General features: G+C 60.9%; 17 protein-coding genes. 6 read left to right on the plus strand and 11 right to left on the minus strand.

Annotated elements, in window-relative coordinates; genetic code table 11:
* Positions 1-26 precede the first annotated feature (26 nt).
* Entirely contained in the window at positions 27-917 is an 891-nt protein-coding gene (locus Q1B16_RS02930) for a helix-turn-helix transcriptional regulator (protein ID WP_299784716.1), read from the minus strand.
* Positions 918-1,120: 203 nt separating this feature from the next.
* Here Q1B16_RS02930 and tsaA point away from each other — a divergent pair, with 203 nt between their 5' ends.
* Positions 1,121-1,612 (plus strand): tRNA (N6-threonylcarbamoyladenosine(37)-N6)-methyltransferase TrmO, encoded by a 492-nt coding sequence (gene tsaA, locus Q1B16_RS02935; RefSeq protein ID WP_299784717.1) that lies wholly within the window; start codon positions 1,121-1,123, stop codon positions 1,610-1,612.
* 102 nt (positions 1,613-1,714) lie between these two features.
* A complete protein-coding gene (locus Q1B16_RS02940) occupies positions 1,715-2,743 on the plus strand; it encodes a fatty acid desaturase (protein WP_299784718.1) in 1,029 nt (342 codons plus the stop codon).
* Positions 2,744-2,775: 32 nt separating this feature from the next.
* On the opposite strand, the gene Q1B16_RS02945 is transcribed toward Q1B16_RS02940, so the two are convergent.
* The 5 genes from Q1B16_RS02945 to Q1B16_RS02965 form a co-directional block, all read right to left on the minus strand.
* Complete coding sequence (locus tag Q1B16_RS02945; RefSeq protein ID WP_299784719.1) at positions 2,776-4,248, minus strand: pyridoxal-dependent decarboxylase; 1,473 nt, start codon at positions 4,246-4,248, stop codon at positions 2,776-2,778.
* Between the two features lie 140 nt (positions 4,249-4,388).
* Positions 4,389-4,889, minus strand: coding sequence for a 30S ribosomal protein S9 (gene rpsI / locus Q1B16_RS02950; RefSeq protein ID WP_299784720.1), 501 nt, complete (start codon positions 4,887-4,889; stop codon positions 4,389-4,391).
* Positions 4,889-5,353 (minus strand): 50S ribosomal protein L13, encoded by a 465-nt coding sequence (gene rplM, locus Q1B16_RS02955; protein WP_299784721.1) that lies wholly within the window; start codon positions 5,351-5,353, stop codon positions 4,889-4,891. Before rplM ends, rpsI begins: the two co-directional genes overlap by 1 nt.
* A gap of 175 nt (positions 5,354-5,528) precedes the next feature.
* Complete coding sequence (locus Q1B16_RS02960; RefSeq protein ID WP_299784722.1) at positions 5,529-6,053, minus strand: GNAT family N-acetyltransferase; 525 nt, start codon at positions 6,051-6,053, stop codon at positions 5,529-5,531.
* An 88-nt stretch (positions 6,054-6,141) separates the two neighbouring features.
* Positions 6,142-7,551: a PLP-dependent aminotransferase family protein gene (locus Q1B16_RS02965; protein WP_299784723.1), complete on the minus strand. Its 1,410-nt coding sequence runs from the start codon at positions 7,549-7,551 to the stop codon at positions 6,142-6,144.
* A gap of 112 nt (positions 7,552-7,663) precedes the next feature.
* Here Q1B16_RS02965 and Q1B16_RS02970 point away from each other — a divergent pair, with 112 nt between their 5' ends.
* A complete protein-coding gene (locus Q1B16_RS02970; protein ID WP_299784724.1) occupies positions 7,664-7,891 on the plus strand; it encodes a DUF1127 domain-containing protein in 228 nt (75 codons plus the stop codon).
* Positions 7,892-7,962: 71 nt separating this feature from the next.
* Here the strand turns inward: Q1B16_RS02970 and dacB are convergent, their stop codons facing one another.
* From dacB to Q1B16_RS02985, 3 genes are all read right to left on the minus strand, one after another.
* The gene (gene dacB / locus Q1B16_RS02975; protein ID WP_299784725.1) at positions 7,963-9,471 is read right to left on the minus strand and encodes a D-alanyl-D-alanine carboxypeptidase/D-alanyl-D-alanine-endopeptidase; all 1,509 of its coding nucleotides are present in this window, start codon (positions 9,469-9,471) and stop codon (positions 7,963-7,965) included.
* Between the two features lie 86 nt (positions 9,472-9,557).
* Positions 9,558-10,166, minus strand: a complete 609-nt coding sequence (locus Q1B16_RS02980; RefSeq protein WP_299784726.1) for a nicotinate-nucleotide adenylyltransferase — start codon at positions 10,164-10,166, stop codon at positions 9,558-9,560.
* 2 nt (positions 10,167-10,168) lie between these two features.
* Positions 10,169-10,954, minus strand: a complete 786-nt coding sequence (locus Q1B16_RS02985) for an enoyl-CoA hydratase (RefSeq protein ID WP_299784727.1) — start codon at positions 10,952-10,954, stop codon at positions 10,169-10,171.
* 56 nt (positions 10,955-11,010) lie between these two features.
* On the opposite strand from Q1B16_RS02985, the gene Q1B16_RS02990 reads away from it, so the two are divergent.
* Positions 11,011-11,439, plus strand: a complete 429-nt coding sequence (locus Q1B16_RS02990) for a PaaI family thioesterase (RefSeq protein ID WP_299784728.1) — start codon at positions 11,011-11,013, stop codon at positions 11,437-11,439.
* On the opposite strand, the gene Q1B16_RS02995 is transcribed toward Q1B16_RS02990, so the two are convergent.
* The gene (locus tag Q1B16_RS02995) at positions 11,440-11,865 is read right to left on the minus strand and encodes a tellurite resistance TerB family protein (protein ID WP_299784729.1); all 426 of its coding nucleotides are present in this window, start codon (positions 11,863-11,865) and stop codon (positions 11,440-11,442) included. It lies immediately after the preceding gene.
* Between the two features lie 128 nt (positions 11,866-11,993).
* Here Q1B16_RS02995 and Q1B16_RS03000 point away from each other — a divergent pair, with 128 nt between their 5' ends.
* Positions 11,994-13,571, plus strand: coding sequence for a lysine--tRNA ligase (locus tag Q1B16_RS03000; RefSeq protein ID WP_299784730.1), 1,578 nt, complete (start codon positions 11,994-11,996; stop codon positions 13,569-13,571).
* A 63-nt stretch (positions 13,572-13,634) separates the two neighbouring features.
* Positions 13,635-14,051 carry a DUF4864 domain-containing protein gene (locus Q1B16_RS03005; RefSeq protein ID WP_299784731.1) on the plus strand — a complete coding sequence of 139 codons (417 nt, stop codon included), beginning with the start codon at positions 13,635-13,637 and terminating at the stop codon, positions 14,049-14,051.
* On the opposite strand, the gene Q1B16_RS03010 is transcribed toward Q1B16_RS03005, so the two are convergent.
* Positions 14,041-14,535, minus strand: coding sequence for a pyridoxamine 5-phosphate oxidase (locus Q1B16_RS03010; protein WP_299784733.1), 495 nt, complete (start codon positions 14,533-14,535; stop codon positions 14,041-14,043). The genes Q1B16_RS03005 and Q1B16_RS03010 overlap by 11 nt on opposite strands.
* Positions 14,536-14,576 lie beyond the last annotated feature (41 nt).

Genomic DNA, 14,576 nt, shown 5'->3' on the forward strand with positions numbered 1-14,576 from the left:
TACAGCGGACCGGCGTTCCCCTGAGGTCAGCCGTTCCACCTCACGCATCCGGCGTCCGACACGTCATAGCCCTTGAGAGTTGCCGCGTGATCGGCGAAGGCAGGCGATCGCAGAAACGTCACGAACCGCTGGAACTGCGGTTCGAAATAGGCCCGTCGGCTCACCAGAAGATCGAAGTGTTCTTCGATCAGCGGCACGAAGCCCAACCTGTGCTGCGCGGCCAGCGCCTCGAGCCCGAAAGTCGCATCTGATGCTCCCGACGCCACGTCGAGCACCGCATCCGCCTCGCTGCGCGCCACGGGTCGCATCTGGATCGTGTCCGGCAGGATATCCGCCTCGCGCAGCATTCGGTCGAACAGCGTCCGCGTTCCGGCCCCGGTCTGCCGCGGCGTCAGGATGCGCCCTTTGAGGTCGCTCAGCCCGCTGATTTCCGACGCCAAGTCCGGCCTGACCACCAGCCCGCGCTGGCGTTTTGCGAATCCAAGCAGGACCGCCGCCGACCCGGCCAGCGCGGCATCGACCGCCGGGATATTCCAAGAGGCCGAACCCTCGTTGAACATATGCAAGCCCGCCGCCAGGCCCTCGCGTGCCACATACCGGTCGAGCCCATCCTGCGAGCCATCGAAAAACGTGGCGATGCCGCATTCCGATTGGCGCAGTGCCCAGTCCAGAAGTGGATCGTGGCTGCCCAGAAACACCGCCGGTCGCGGCCCCTGCGCCTGCGCCGCTCCGGTCTGCCCGCGCTCCAGCCAGCGCCGGACCGCGGTTTCCGGGAACAGCAGTTTACCGGTGACTTTAGAACACGGCACTGTCCCGCTCGCCGCAAGATCATAGACCTTGCGTTCCTTGATCCGCAGCAATTCGGCCAGTTCCGGCACCGTCAGATACCGTTCAGATGAGGAGGTGTCGGTGTTCATCATAGCGCCGCGACTATGTCCGACAGGCTGCGGCGCGACAAGAGAGTGCAAGACAGGTTTTTGATGGACCACCCGACGCCGCGATGTCGCGCCCCCGAGGGTTTGCGTTGGCCGGGAAATGCGGCATGCTCTGCCCGCGGGCAGTGTCTTCCAGATCGAAGTTGACACTGGAGCCCGATCAAGTTGCAACGAAGGCCGTAATTATGACCGACCATTCCTCACCCGATCTCCGCGATGGCGAGGTCGCGACCAGCGCCGACATTGCGGAGGATGCAACCGTACAATTCATCGGTACGATCCGTACGCCCTTCACCACCCGCGACCTGTGCCCGCGCCAGGGCGATCTAGACGGACCGGAGTGCCGATTGGAATTGCTGCCGCAATGGGAGCAAGCACTGCACGGCATCACGAAGTTCGAGTTCCTCGACGTGCTCTACTGGTTGCACCAGTCCCGCCGGGATCTCGTCCTGCAAAGCCCGCGCGGCGACGGAAAGACCTTTGGCACCTTCGCCTTGCGGTCCCCGGTCCGGCCTAACCCGATCGGTCTGTCCCGCGTAAAGCTGATCCGGCAGGAGGGTGCCGTTTTGATCGTCAAGGGCCTGGATTGTCTCGATAAAACACCGCTCATCGACATCAAGCCGTCGCGATGTGGATACACGGTGCAAGCGCCGCCGAAGGACGCCGACGCCGGGTGACAGTGGCAAAATGCCTCGCTGAACGGATTGTGACGCAAAAGGTCATAGGCGGAATGATGATCATCAGGTAGAACGCTCCGACACAGATAAAAAAGCAGGCATATGTCCGAGCAGTTTACAATTCCCGGGCACACGCCCGCATCGCCCTCTGCCAAAGACTGGGTGAAAGTTCTCGCCAAATACCGTGAACCGAACGCATTGCGCAGCTCTTTCGAGCTTGCCGTGACCCTCGGTCCCTTCGTCGCCCTCTGGGCCGCCGCCTGGTGGTCGATGGGTGTAAGTTACTGGCTCACCTTGGCAATTTCGATCGTCAACGCAGCGTTCCTGCTGCGATTGTTCATCATTCAGCACGATTGTGGGCATGGGTCGTTCTACAACAACCGCACACTCAGCGATTGGCTGGGCCGCGTTCTGGGCGTGCTGACGCTCACGCCTTACGATGTCTGGCGACGCACCCACTCCATTCATCACAGTTCACACGGAAACCTCGAACGGCGCGGTATCGGGGATGTGCACACGATGACCGTCGCCGAATACAAGGCCCTGTCCGGCTGGAGCAAGCTCATGTACCGGCTTTATCGCCACCCGGTCATCTTGTTCGGATTGGGGCCGGGATACCTGTTTCTCTTGCAGAACCGTATTCCCCTCGGCTTGATGTCGAGCGTCCGGTACTGGACCAGCGCCATGGGCACCAATGCAGCGATCCTCGCCGGCCTGCTGGTCATGCTCTACTTCGGGGGGCTTATGCCGATCCTGCTGATCTTCCTGCCATCCACGCTGTTGGCCGCGACCGCCGGGGTCTGGTTGTTCTACGTGCAGCACCAGTTCGAGACCACATTGTGGGACGATGAGGACAACTGGCAACTGCATGATGCGGCGTTGCATGGCAGTTCCTACTACGTGTTGCCGATCGTTCTGCAATGGCTGAGTGGCAATATCGGGATTCACCATGTGCATCACCTCTACAGCCGTATCCCCTTCTACCGGCTTCCCGAAGTGGTGCGTGACCACGCGAGCCTCGCAGGACATAACCGCATGACGATTCTGGAAAGCTTCCGCAACGCGCGGCTCCACCTTTGGGACGAGGGCTCGCGCCGACTGCTGTCGTTCCGGCAGGCGAAAGCGCTCTGAGTTCACCTGCTGAAGGATGAACATCGGATCAGTTAGACCTGTAGATCATCCCTTAGCGCCCGAACGGCCTCGATGGCGTCGTGAATATCTGTGGTCTGTGTTCTGTGATTGGTGATGGCCGCACGCAAACAGGTCACTTTCTCGCCTTTGAAAGAAGCGACAGTTGTCGAAAACACTGCCAGACCGGAGAGTTGCAGACCCTGAGCGATCCGAGAATTCAGCGCGCTTTGTTCTTTCGCATTCAGTGTGGAGTCAGCGGTGAAAACACACAGGTTTGATATTATCGGTTTTGCCAAGTCCATGCGATCCGTTCGTGACACCAACTGACCCATAAGCTCCGCCTGTCGGCAGTTCGCCGTGATTGCCGCGCCGAGTGCCTTCGCGCCATGTGTCCGGATCGTGCTCCAAACCTTGAGCGCACGGTTGCCCCGGGACAGATCCACGCCATAATCACAAAACCAAGGGTCGCCGCCTGCCAGCCCTTGATCCATCGCGGCAAGGTAGGACGGTCGAGCGGCAAAGGCGTTGCGATGGTCCTGTTCATCGCGGATCAGAACCAGTCCGCAATCGTAAGGAACGAACATCCACTTGTGGAAATCACATGCAATGCTGTCGGCCCGGTCGATTCCATCGGTCAAGCTGCGCCACGGCTCTTCGGCTAGCCGCGTCCAAGCACCGAAAGCCCCATCGACGTGAAGCCACAATGCTTCTTCTTTCGCGATATCGGCCAGCGTTTCCAAATCGTCATAGGTGCCGAAATCAACGGATCCGGCGGTTCCGATGATGACAAAAGGCTTAAATCCGGCGTTTCGATCTTCGGCAATACAGGCGCGGAGCTTGGCGACATCCACGCTGCCCCCTGCCTCAGGCAAGAGTCGTAGGCCGTTTTTCCCAATGCCCATTAACTCAAGGGCCTTCTGGGTTGATGTGTGAACGCTCGCGCCAGCATAAGCGACCAGACGCGCCGCGCCATTTCCCTCAGACCGCATTGCAGACCCCAGCTTACGAAGTCGTGCTGCGTGTAGCGCGATGACGGTTGCCTGCGATGTACCAGCGACCAGAATGCCCGACGCGCCGTCGGGAAATCCCATTTGACGGCGTGCCCAGTCGATCACCTCGCGTTCGAGGTAAACCATACCATGATCGCGACCACCGCAGTTGCTGTTCATCGTCGCAGCAACCATTTCGGACATCAAACCTTCCGCCACTCCGGTGCCATGCACCCAGCCAAAAAACCGCGGATGCGTGTTGCCGGTGGCGTAAGGCAGTACACTCGACTGTAGCGTGGCTGCCAGATCGCCAAATGTGTGTCCGTCGGTACTAAGCTTGTAGCTATCCCTTACATGCTCGGGGACAGGTTGCCACGGGTGTGTGGCCGCGTTCTGGAGTTGGTCGAGGCAAGCGTCCAACAACCCATGTGCCGATGCACGGAAGACGTCCCAATCTTTTGGGTCGAGTGTGGGTTGGTCGGTATTGGGGCCCGCCTTGCCCGTATCGAAGCTCATACGGCCTCCGTTTTCCACCCATTATCATACCGAAACCGCCGATAGACCAAGCCCAATAAAAATTCTTCCGATTATAAGGGTCTACGGACGCAAAAAGGCCGCCCCGAAGGACGGCCTTTTTTGTATCTTTCGAGCGCTGATTAACGCTTGGAGAACTGGAAGCTCCGACGCGCCTTGCGCTTACCGAACTTCTTACGTTCCACGACACGGCTGTCGCGTGTGAGGAAACCGGCCGCTTTGAGTGCGGAGCGCAGGCTGGGGTCGTAAAGCTGGAGCGCCTTGGAAATGCCGTGCTTGACCGCACCGGCCTGACCAGAAAGGCCGCCGCCCTTGACCGTGGCCATCACGTCGAACTGGTCGGCAACGCCGGCCACGTCGAACGGCTGGCGCAGGATCATTTGCAGAACCGGACGCGCGAAATAGGCGTTCATTTCCTTGCCGTTCACATTGACCTTGCCGGAGCCCGGCTTGATCCAGACGCGGGCAACCGCGTCCTTCCGCTTGCCGGTGGCATAGGAGCGACCCAGCGAGTCGCGCTGCGGCTCACGCGGAGTTTCTTCGGGGGCAGCGCCCTGAACGGCACCGATGTCGTCCGTGACGGCTTTCGCCAGCTCGTCGAGGGAGTTGATTTGCTCAGCCATTATTTCGCCGTCCGTGTGTTCTTGGAGTTCATGGACTTGACGTCCAGTACTTCGGGGCTTTGCGCCTCGTGCGGGTGCTCGGCACCGGCGTAGACGCGCAGGTTGGTCATGACCTTGCGGGACAGGCGGTTGCCCGGGAGCATCCGCTGGACCGCTTTCTGGACCACACGCTCGGGGTGCGCACCTTCGAGGATCTGCTGCTTGGTGCGGGACTTGATGCCGCCCGGGTAACCGGTGTGCCAGTAGAAGTTCTCGTGACGCTTGTTGCCGGTCATCTGGATCTTGTCCGCGTTGATCACGATGACATTGTCACCCATGTCCATATGCGGAGTGAAAGACGGCTTGTGCTTGCCGCGCAGGCGGGAGGCAACGATCGACGCAAGACGGCCCAGAACGACGCCCTCGGCGTCGATCAGGATCCATTTCTTGTCGATGTCTGCCGGTGTTGCAGAATAGGTTTTCATCGTGGGATGTCCCTGACGTTTGATTGGTAAGGCAGGGCGCCATGCACCCTGGGTATCCGATGCGCGGGTTATAAGGATTGCCAAATCGCAGTCAAGCCACGCTTATCGTAATAAATTGCCTAAAAACAAAAGCTTAAAAATAAGGTATTATTATACCCCATAAAATTCAGGCGATTTACGCGCCCTTGAGCTCCAGCTTTCGGTAGACGAGGTATTTATCCAATTCCGCCGGGTTGGCATTGCCGTCATAGCGGGAGGTTTCTTTGAACCCCAACCGGTCGTACAGCGCAAGCATGGAGCTGTTTCCGCGTACGGTATCTGCGAGGATCGTGGTTGCGCCAAGTTCCTTGGCCTTTTCGATCCGCATTTCGATCATGCGACGGCCAAGCCCGTAGCCGCGTGCCAGATCCCGCACGAACAGGCGTTTCAACTCGGCACGGTGATCGTCGAGCATGCGCACGAAGGCGCATCCAAGCAGATAACCGGAACTGTCCCGCGCCAAAAGGATCCCGCCATTCGGCGGCATGAACTGGTCGATCACATCAAGACTCGATTGGACTTCGTCTTCGACGGAAAGACCCGGACCGCCGACCGCCATCAACCGCTCGAGAATCTGGGCGTAATACTCGGTCAGAATGTCGGACAATTCGTCCAGATCAGGCCGCGTTTCGACGAAGGCCAAGCTGATGTCTAAACCCATGAAAGTCTCGTGGTAGGTGAGTCGCGCAGTGCAGCCTACCGCCCGATTTCAGGGCAAGCGACATTTTTTTGATCATTCCAGCGGAAAATCAGACACTTATCTGCTCTGGCGGGTGCATGAGGAGATCGCGCAACTGGTGCATGGCATTCTCGAAGCGATGTAACGGGATCTGGGCGTTGACCGCGATCCGCACCGCGTGGGGTGCGCGCCCGTCGCGCAAGGCGAACTCGTCGGCCGATCTGATCTGGATATCGCGCGCCTCTGCTGCCCGGCAGAACAGCGCGGCGCGCCAGCCTTGCGGCAGGTGCAACCAAAGGAACGGCACGTCTTCCTGCCAGGTCAGGTCGTAACTGCCGAGCGCATTCACCGCCACGCGCACATAGGCTGCCATCCGGTCGCGGATCGCGGCGACGATGGTTTCGGTTTCCGGGCTGGTGAGGACGTGTTCCGCGACTTCCGCGAGCGGCTGGGCGAGACCGAAAAAACCGTGCTCCGCCGTTTGACGAAGCTCCGCCCCGCGTCCGCGCGGCGCAATGGCAAAGCCGAGCCGCAGGGCAGGGGTCAGGACTTTAGAAATCGACGCCACGTGCCAGGTCCGTTCGGGCGCGAGGATCCGGTAGCTTGGCGCCGCGTTCTCGATACGCCGGTAGCAATCGTCTTCGATGATCTGAACGTCGAGCGCCCGGCAGATGTCGGCGATCTCCTGGCGCCGGTCAGCAGGTGTGCACAGCAAGGTGGGATTGTGCACATCCGGCGACGTGCAGAGCACTTGCGCCCCGGTTTCGCGGATCGCGGCCTCGAGCGCATCGGGGATTAGGCCGTTTTCGTCGCTTGGAAGTCCCACGACATCGGCCCGCAAGAGATCGGCAGCCCGTCTAAAGCCCGGATAGGCCAATTCCTCGACAAGGATCGTCGGAGAAGGGCCGCGCAGGATGGTCTGAAGGATCACCCCCAGCCCGTTCTGTGCACCGTGCACCAGCACGATGTCACTCTGGTCGATGCGACCCAATGGAATGTGACGCAGCCAATGCGCTGCGGCTTCGCGAAGCGGGCGGTAGGCCTCGCGTGTCGGGTATTGCAGCAACCGTTCCGGCGCGACCTGCCCGACTCGCGCGAACGCTTCTTGCAGAAGGGCCACCTGTCCGAGATCGGGCAATTGCGGGCTTGCCAAAGACAGCTTGCCGTCCTGAAACGGAATCGACACGTATTCGCGTGCGGTTGCTTTGGCGCGCGGCTGTCTGCCGGCCACAAACGTTCCACGACCCACTTCGGCCACGGCGTGGCCCGCGTCGGTGAGCAGGGTGTAGGCCCGCGCCACGGTGCCCGGGGTGATGCCGAGCGACCAGGCAAGTTCGCGTACGGGTGGCAGCCTGTCACCGACGCTTAGATCGCCTGCGCGGATCGCGGATTGGATCGCGTCGGCTACGCGGCGGTATTTCGGGCCCCGATGGTTTTGCGGCAGCGAGGCGATTTGATCTGGGGAAATTGTATCCGACACAATCTTTCTCTGGATCGTTCAATGAGTCGAATGTATCGCTTTTTGTGTCGCTATGGCAATACATTTGCTGCGATACGGTAATATTGTGTCGATACATTTGAGGAGTACACCCATGACACACGCAATTCATGCCCAGCAGGTCGCCTATCTTGGCGCGCAGTCCACGCTGTCGCCGCTGGCTGTCGTGGCGTTGCGCGTCGCGGTGACCCTCACGAAATGGTCGGAACGCCGCCGCACGAGGCTGCATCTCAAATCGCTCGACGATCACCTGTTGCGTGACGTCGGTCTGGATCGGTTGACCGCCCAACGGGAGGCCAACCGTTTGTTCTGGCTGATGTAAATCCCTGCGTCAGACAGACTTCTGGGGGCGCGAAGACCGGCTTTGCGCCCCTTTTTTGACCGTCTCGCGGTTCACCCGTTGTAAAGAATGCCCCACCGCGCCAGCAGTCTTTGTTGCAACCTGCGCGCATTCGCGGCGTAGGATTTTCCGCCGGGCGGGTTTTCCCGCTCTTCCCGGCTCAGCGCGTCGCGTCGCGGCAGATCGGCCGAAAAACAGGCGAAGGCCAGTTCGGTTCCATCCGGAAGGTCAATATATCCGCCAAGACCGCTGACGAAGTTCAGTGTCCCTGTCTTGGCATGGACGGTGACAGGATGGTTTTCGATGATCGTGCGATCCTCGGTCCGCAATGGATGCTGTTTCAGGATCGGTTTGATCCCCATGCTCGATCGTGCGGCAATCAGGGCTTTGACCATATCGCGCGCCGAAACACGGCTGTCATCGCCAAGCCCCGAATGATCTTCGAGTGCAACCGACGACATGCCCAAGGTGTCCTTGGCCCATTGATTCATGGCATCGGCAGATGCCTTGAGCGAGCCGATCTGCCCGACATGCGCCGTCGAGGCCGTCAGGCCCACGCATTCCGCCGTGATGTTGGTCGAATAGCTCAGCATGTCGCGCAGGATCACGCGCAGTGGGGCGCTTTGATGTGACAGGAGCTCTGTCGTTCCGTCGGGGAGCGTCTCTATCAGTTCGGGCGATTTCAGCACGATCCCGTTGGACCGGGCGAGCACCTGGAAGACCTCGGCGGCATAGCGCGCCGGTTTGCGCACCGGCAACCACCGCGCGCCTTGTGCCCCAAGCGCGCCACGCGCGACGGTCCAATCGTCATAGCTTCCGCCATCGGCATAGGTATAGATCGGCGACCTGCGTGGTTCGATCCGCATTCGAGCGGCCTGCACATCGGGGCGCAGCGTGCCGGACCGTGCATCCATCGTGACATTGTACCCGTCGCCATTGCGCCGCCATTCGAAATGGACCCGGTTGAAGTTCAGGTTCAGCCCCGAAATGCCCGGATTGTACCCCACTTGATAAGGCTGTTCGCTGTCGATCCCATTGAGTGCGGGCAACGCGCCGCCCCAGACAAGGAACCGACCGGTGACTTCCGTCACGCCGGCTTCTTCGCGCAGACGTTTGGTGATCTCCCCGATGGCATCGGTGTCGAGCGTCGGATCGCCACCACCGGCCAGAATCAGGTCCCCGTCGATCCGGCCATTGACCACAGGTGCCGTCGCCAGAACGCGAGTTGCGAAATGATAGCCCGGGCCCAGGACATCCAGCGCGTAGCACGCAGTCAGCGCCTTGGCGACGCTCGCGGGCGGGAGCGCGCGCAGCGGGTTGTGCGACTCCAGCACCAGCCCGGTTTTGACATCCGCCACCTGCACGCTGATCTGGCCCGGAAGCCCGGCCCGAGCGATCAGTTCGCTCAGCGGTGGCTGGTAGGTCTTGAGCAGGTCGCCGGCCCGCGACGCAGGGCGCAAAGAAGCGAGCGGAGCCAACGAGGATTGAGCGAATGCTGCCTGACCCAGTCCGACCGCAGCCAGACCGCCCAAGAGCGCGCGACGAGAAATCTTCGATGTCATGCAGAGGATGTAACCTGACCCTTCGGCGTGTGACAAGGACACGCTTTGGTGATCGGCTGACCTTTTTGCAAGGGCCGGGAGCCGCTTCAGGACGAGGTCCGCCATTCTCCTTTCGCGCGCAACTCGGTTGAGCTGACCGGCAACATCGGCATGTTCACGAAACACCAGGCTGGGGTGTCCTGATCGGCCAGAAGTCGTGACGCGCGACCGGGCAGGTGGGCGTGCCTGTACTGTCGCGCGGTCCGCGAATGCAGGCCGGATTGCCGCCAGCCCGGTCGTGCCAGTATCCCCAGCGGGACCGCGTGCAGGATATCCTGCCAACGCTGCCAGCGGTGGAACTGTTGCAGGTTGTCGGCCCCCATGAGCCAGACAAACCGAACGCCGGGATAGGTGGCCTTCAGAGCGTCGATGGTTTCTGCCGTATAGGCCGTACCAAGCCGCGCCTCGAAATCGCTCACTACAACGCGGGGGTCCTGCATCACGGCCCTGGCCCGCGCGACTCGGGCCTCGAGCGGTGCCGGACCGCGCGATTTAAGCGGATTGCCCGGCGACACCAGCCAGATGACCTTGTCCAACCCGAACCGTTGCAGGGCAACGCGTGTCAGATGGGCGTGCCCGGCATGCGCCGGATCGAAAGACCCGCCAAGCAAGCCCACACGCATCCCTCGCCGCAGGTGAAGTTTGTCACTTTGCAAGATTATTGCGACCAGTCTGGAGGGCGTTTTTCGAGAAAGGCCGCGATGCCCTCTTCGGTGTCGCGGTAAAGCATGTTCTCGACCATGACCTGACCGGTATAGGCATAGGCGTCGTCCAGCCCCATCTGGGCCTGTTCGTAGAACGCCTGCTTGCCGACCTTGACCGCCGCACCCAGCTTGCCCGCCACGAGTTGCGCCATTTCGGTCGTGGCCTCCGCCAATTGATCGGCAGGAACAACCTTGTTCACCAGTCCCAGCGCCTCGGCGCGATGCGCGTCGATGAACTGTCCCGTGACCAGCATCTCGAATGCCTGTTTGCGTGGGATGTTACGGGACAGGGCCACCATCGGGGTCGAACAGAAGAGCCCGATATTCACCCCGTTCACCCCGAAGCGCGTGCCTTCTGCGGCAACGGCCATATCGCAGGACGCGACAAGTTGGCACCCGGCGGCGGTGGCGATGCCATGCACCTGCGCGATCACCGGCTGGGGCAGGCGCTGCACGCCGGTCATCACGCGGGCGCAACGGTCGAAGAGGTCCTTGAAATACGCCTTGCCGCCATCTTCGGCCTGCCGCCCCGCCGTCATCTGCTTGAGGTCATGGCCCGCGCAGAACGCCTTGCCCGCGCCCGAGATCACGACCACCCGCACCGAGGTGTCGATTTGCAAAGCGTCGATCTGGGTTTGCAAAGCCGCCAGCATTTCATCCGACAGCGCGTTCAACCGCTCTGGCGCGTTCAGGTGCAAATGACACACCGCTTCGGTGTCGTGACGTTCCAGGATTTTCATCTTGTCCTCCCAGTGACTTGGCGCAACTCTATCGGTTCAGTGCAGCGGAGGAAAGCATGGCGATTGTCGTTCCGGCAGATGAAATGGAAGCCTTTTTGGATGAGGTCTTTCCACAGGTCAAAGGCATGTTCGGGATCGACCATCTGGACGACGACCGCCTTATAATGCGGCTTCATGCAGGGGAACAGCACCTGCGCCCCGGTGGCACGGTGTCCGGCCCGGCGATGTTCGGACTTGCCGATGTGGCGGCCTACGTGGCTACCATGGCGCGCATCGGGAAAGAGGCGCTGGCGGTGACGACCAACTGTTCGATTGATTTCATGCGCAAACCGGTGGCCGGGGCTGATGTGATCGCCGAGGCCCGTGTGCTCAAGCTGGGCCGCGCGCTGAGCGTGACGGATGTTCTGCTGTTCTCCGAGGGCCAGCCCGAGCCGGTCGCCCGCGCAACGCTGACCTATTCAATCCCGCCGAAGCGAAGCGCCTGATCACAGCTTCATGTGGCGCGCCCGCGATCCGCGTTCGATTGCGGCGGCGTGCAGGCGGTCGAGCGCCAACTCGTACCGGATTTCCTCGAGCAGGCGAAGTTCCGCCTCGCGCAGCGTGCCATCGGCTGCCGCAACATCGCAGGCCAGCGCATAGGCGGTTTCAAACAGACGCTCGGGCAGGTTGTCCCGGATCAGACCGAACAGCGCATCCAGACCGTCTTCCTGTTCGAACAGGTCGAAGACGAGGCCGGACATCTCGGGAATGCGGGCTTCGTCGTATTCGGCAAAGATCGGCAGGTTGTTCACCGCCGACTGGATTTTGACCAGTTCCGCCGTGCGAATGCTCTCGTCCGACGCGGAAACGGCGATCATCAGCGCGACCAGACAGTCTTGCGGGCTCATCGGGTGGGGATCGGTCTCGGACACGGCGGTCGCTTTCTGGATTGGGGTATGAACAGGCTGCAACTTATTGACCCGCCCGCGCCCCCGCAATAGGGAGTGCCTCTTGAATGCCAGCGCAGCCGCGTCTGGCGCCCATCAGGAGACGAAGAGCAATGTCCGATCTGCGCGAAGCTGCAATGACCTCAAAGGCCTGGCCCTTTGAAGAGGCGCGCCGGCTGCTCAAACGCTACGAAAAGAAACCGCCCGAGAAGGGCTATGTCCTTTTCGAAACAGGGTACGGTCCCTCGGGTCTGCCGCATATCGGCACCTTTGGCGAGGTGCTTCGCACGACGATGGTGCGCCGTGCCTTCGAGGCGATCTCGGACATTCCGACCAAGCTCATCAGCTTTTCCGACGACATGGACGGGCTGCGCAAGGTGCCCGATAACGTTCCCAACCGCGAGATGCTGGCCGAACACCTGCAAAAGCCGCTGACCAGCGTACCGGACCCGTTTGGCGAATACGACAGCTTCGGCGATCACAACAACGCCATGCTGCGGCGGTTCCTCGACACCTTCGGCTTCGATTACGAGTTCTACTCGGCGCGGGATTTCTACCGCTCCGGGCAGTTCGACGAGACGCTCCTGCGCGCTGCCGAACGCTATGACGATCTGATGGCGGTGATGCTTAACAGCCTGCGCGAGGAGCGTCAGCAGACCTATTCGATCTTCCTGCCGATCCATCCCGAAACCGGCCGCGTGCTTTATGTGCCTATCCGCCATGTCGATGCGAAGGACGGCACAGTGACCTTCGACGACGAGGACGGGCGCGAATGGACGCTGCCCGTGACCGGCGGCAATGTGAAGCTGCAATGGAAGCCCGATTTCGGTGCGCGCTGGGCGGCGCTGGGCGTCGATTGGGAACCCTATGGCAAGGAACACGCGCCCAACACGCCGATCTATACCAAAATCTGTTCGATCCTAGGCGGTCGCCCGCCCGAGATCTTCACCTATGAGCTCTTCCTCGACGAACAGGGCCAGAAGATTTCCAAGTCAAAGGGCAACGGGCTGACCATCGACGAATGGCTGACCTATGCCAGCACCGAATCGCTGTCTTATTTCATGTATCTCAAGCCCAAGACGGCCAAGCGGATGCATTTCGACGTGATTCCGAAGGCGGTGGACGAATACCACCAACAGCTGCGCGCCTATCCGAACCAGGACGCGACCCAACAGGCGAACAACCCGGTCTGGCACATCCATTCCGGCAATGTGCCCGAGTCGCACATGGTCGTCCCGTTTTCGATGCTGCTGAACCTCGCTTCGGCGGCCGGGGCGCATGACAAGGATGCGCTGTGGGGCTTTATCAAACGGTACGCGCCGGATGCGTCGCCCGAAACCCATGCCGATCTCGATCAGGCGGCAGGCTTTGCCGTGCGCTATTACGAGGACTTCGTGAAGCCCACCAAGACCTACCGCGCGCCGGACGACAAAGAGCGCGCCGCGATGGAGGATCTTGCCACCCGGCTTGAGGCGCATGTTGGTGCGACCGACGACGAGACATTGCAAACCATCGTGTTCGCGGTCGGCAAGGACCACGGTTTCGATCCGCTGCGCGACTGGTTCAAGGCGCTCTACGAGGTGCTTCTGGGGCAATCCCAGGGTCCGCGTTTCGGCGGGTTTATCGCGCTCTATGGCGTGGATGAGACGGTTGCGCTGATCAACAAGGGACTGGCTGGCGAGCTGTCATAGGGCGGGCGTTTTGCCGGCCACCGCTTTTGCGCTATCTTTCGCCTAGCAACGAAAGGTGGACGCATGCGTAAACTCATCGCCGGATTGGCCCTTGCCGTTTCGATGACAACGACGCTTTGGGCGCAAGAGGTCCTTGCGCCCGAGCCGGCTATTGAGACCACGATCCAAAGCCAGATCGACGCGTTCTTGCAGGATGATGTCGGCACCGCCTTCACCTTTGCCGCGCCCAACATCCGCGACATCTTTCGCACACCCGAAAACTTCGGCGCGATGGTCCAGCAAGGCTATCCGATGGTGTGGCGTCCCGAAAGCGTGACCTTCGGCGACCTGCGTGTCATCGCGGGCGGGCTTTATCAAATGGTGATCCTCGAAGATGCGGCCGGAAATCTGCACTATCTTGATTACCGGATGGAGCAGATCGACGGCGAATGGCGCATCGCAGGGGTGCAGATCCTGCAAGCCCCAGAAGTCAGCGCGTAGACGACGGCGCTAGATCGCTTGCTTCGAGCATGTAGGCTTTCCCGAACCCGCCGTTCAGAAACGCCCCAAGCGGCTTGAACTGAACCAGCGCGAAATCCGCAAAACCGATATAGAGCTTGGCCTTCGGCTGTTTGGCCAGAAATGCCTGCGCGAGCTGTGCGTGAGCGGGATCCTGGTGCCGGATGAAGGTTGCCTCGGCCTGAAGGCTCAATCGAGGATGGGTCAGCGGATCGCCTTTGTCGCCCGGCTCCCCGATCAACAGGGAACACACGGGCAGTTTCTGAAGAGCCGCGCTGTGCTGACTCAGGTCGGAGATCAGGCTGAGTGGCACCTGATCCGGCCCGTCGACAAGGGCAATCCGGCTCACCATCGGCGCGCCCGTGTCCGGATCGAGATAGGACAGCGCCGCTAATCGCGCGTTCCGCATCAGGTCTCGCACCATGCGACGCGCATCATCATCCAACGGACGAACGGTAGAGGTCATGGCGCGTTGTCTCCTGACAGTTTCAGGTGTGGCAATTTTTA

Source organism: uncultured Marivita sp., assembly GCF_947488135.1.
Lineage (GTDB): Bacteria > Pseudomonadota > Alphaproteobacteria > Rhodobacterales > Rhodobacteraceae > Marivita.

Coding starts and splice junctions, on each gene's coding strand:
- dacB (WP_299784725.1), bottom strand. CDS start 9,471: ATGACATCGAAGATTTCTCGTCGCGCGCTCTTGGGCGGTCTGGCTGCG.
- Q1B16_RS02985 (WP_299784727.1), bottom strand. CDS start 10,954: ATGAAAATCCTGGAACGTCACGACACCGAAGCGGTGTGTCATTTGCAC.
- Q1B16_RS02970 (WP_299784724.1), top strand. CDS start 7,664: ATGACACACGCAATTCATGCCCAGCAGGTCGCCTATCTTGGCGCGCAG.
- Q1B16_RS03000 (WP_299784730.1), top strand. CDS start 11,994: ATGTCCGATCTGCGCGAAGCTGCAATGACCTCAAAGGCCTGGCCCTTT.
- rplM (WP_299784721.1), bottom strand. CDS start 5,353: ATGAAAACCTATTCTGCAACACCGGCAGACATCGACAAGAAATGGATC.
- Q1B16_RS02960 (WP_299784722.1), bottom strand. CDS start 6,053: ATGGGTTTAGACATCAGCTTGGCCTTCGTCGAAACGCGGCCTGATCTG.
- Q1B16_RS02990 (WP_299784728.1), top strand. CDS start 11,011: ATGGCGATTGTCGTTCCGGCAGATGAAATGGAAGCCTTTTTGGATGAG.
- tsaA (WP_299784717.1), top strand. CDS start 1,121: ATGACCGACCATTCCTCACCCGATCTCCGCGATGGCGAGGTCGCGACC.
- Q1B16_RS02945 (WP_299784719.1), bottom strand. CDS start 4,248: ATGAGCTTCGATACGGGCAAGGCGGGCCCCAATACCGACCAACCCACA.
- Q1B16_RS02930 (WP_299784716.1), bottom strand. CDS start 917: ATGAACACCGACACCTCCTCATCTGAACGGTATCTGACGGTGCCGGAA.
- Q1B16_RS03005 (WP_299784731.1), top strand. CDS start 13,635: ATGCGTAAACTCATCGCCGGATTGGCCCTTGCCGTTTCGATGACAACG.
- Q1B16_RS02940 (WP_299784718.1), top strand. CDS start 1,715: ATGTCCGAGCAGTTTACAATTCCCGGGCACACGCCCGCATCGCCCTCT.
- rpsI (WP_299784720.1), bottom strand. CDS start 4,889: ATGGCTGAGCAAATCAACTCCCTCGACGAGCTGGCGAAAGCCGTCACG.
- Q1B16_RS03010 (WP_299784733.1), bottom strand. CDS start 14,535: ATGACCTCTACCGTTCGTCCGTTGGATGATGATGCGCGTCGCATGGTG.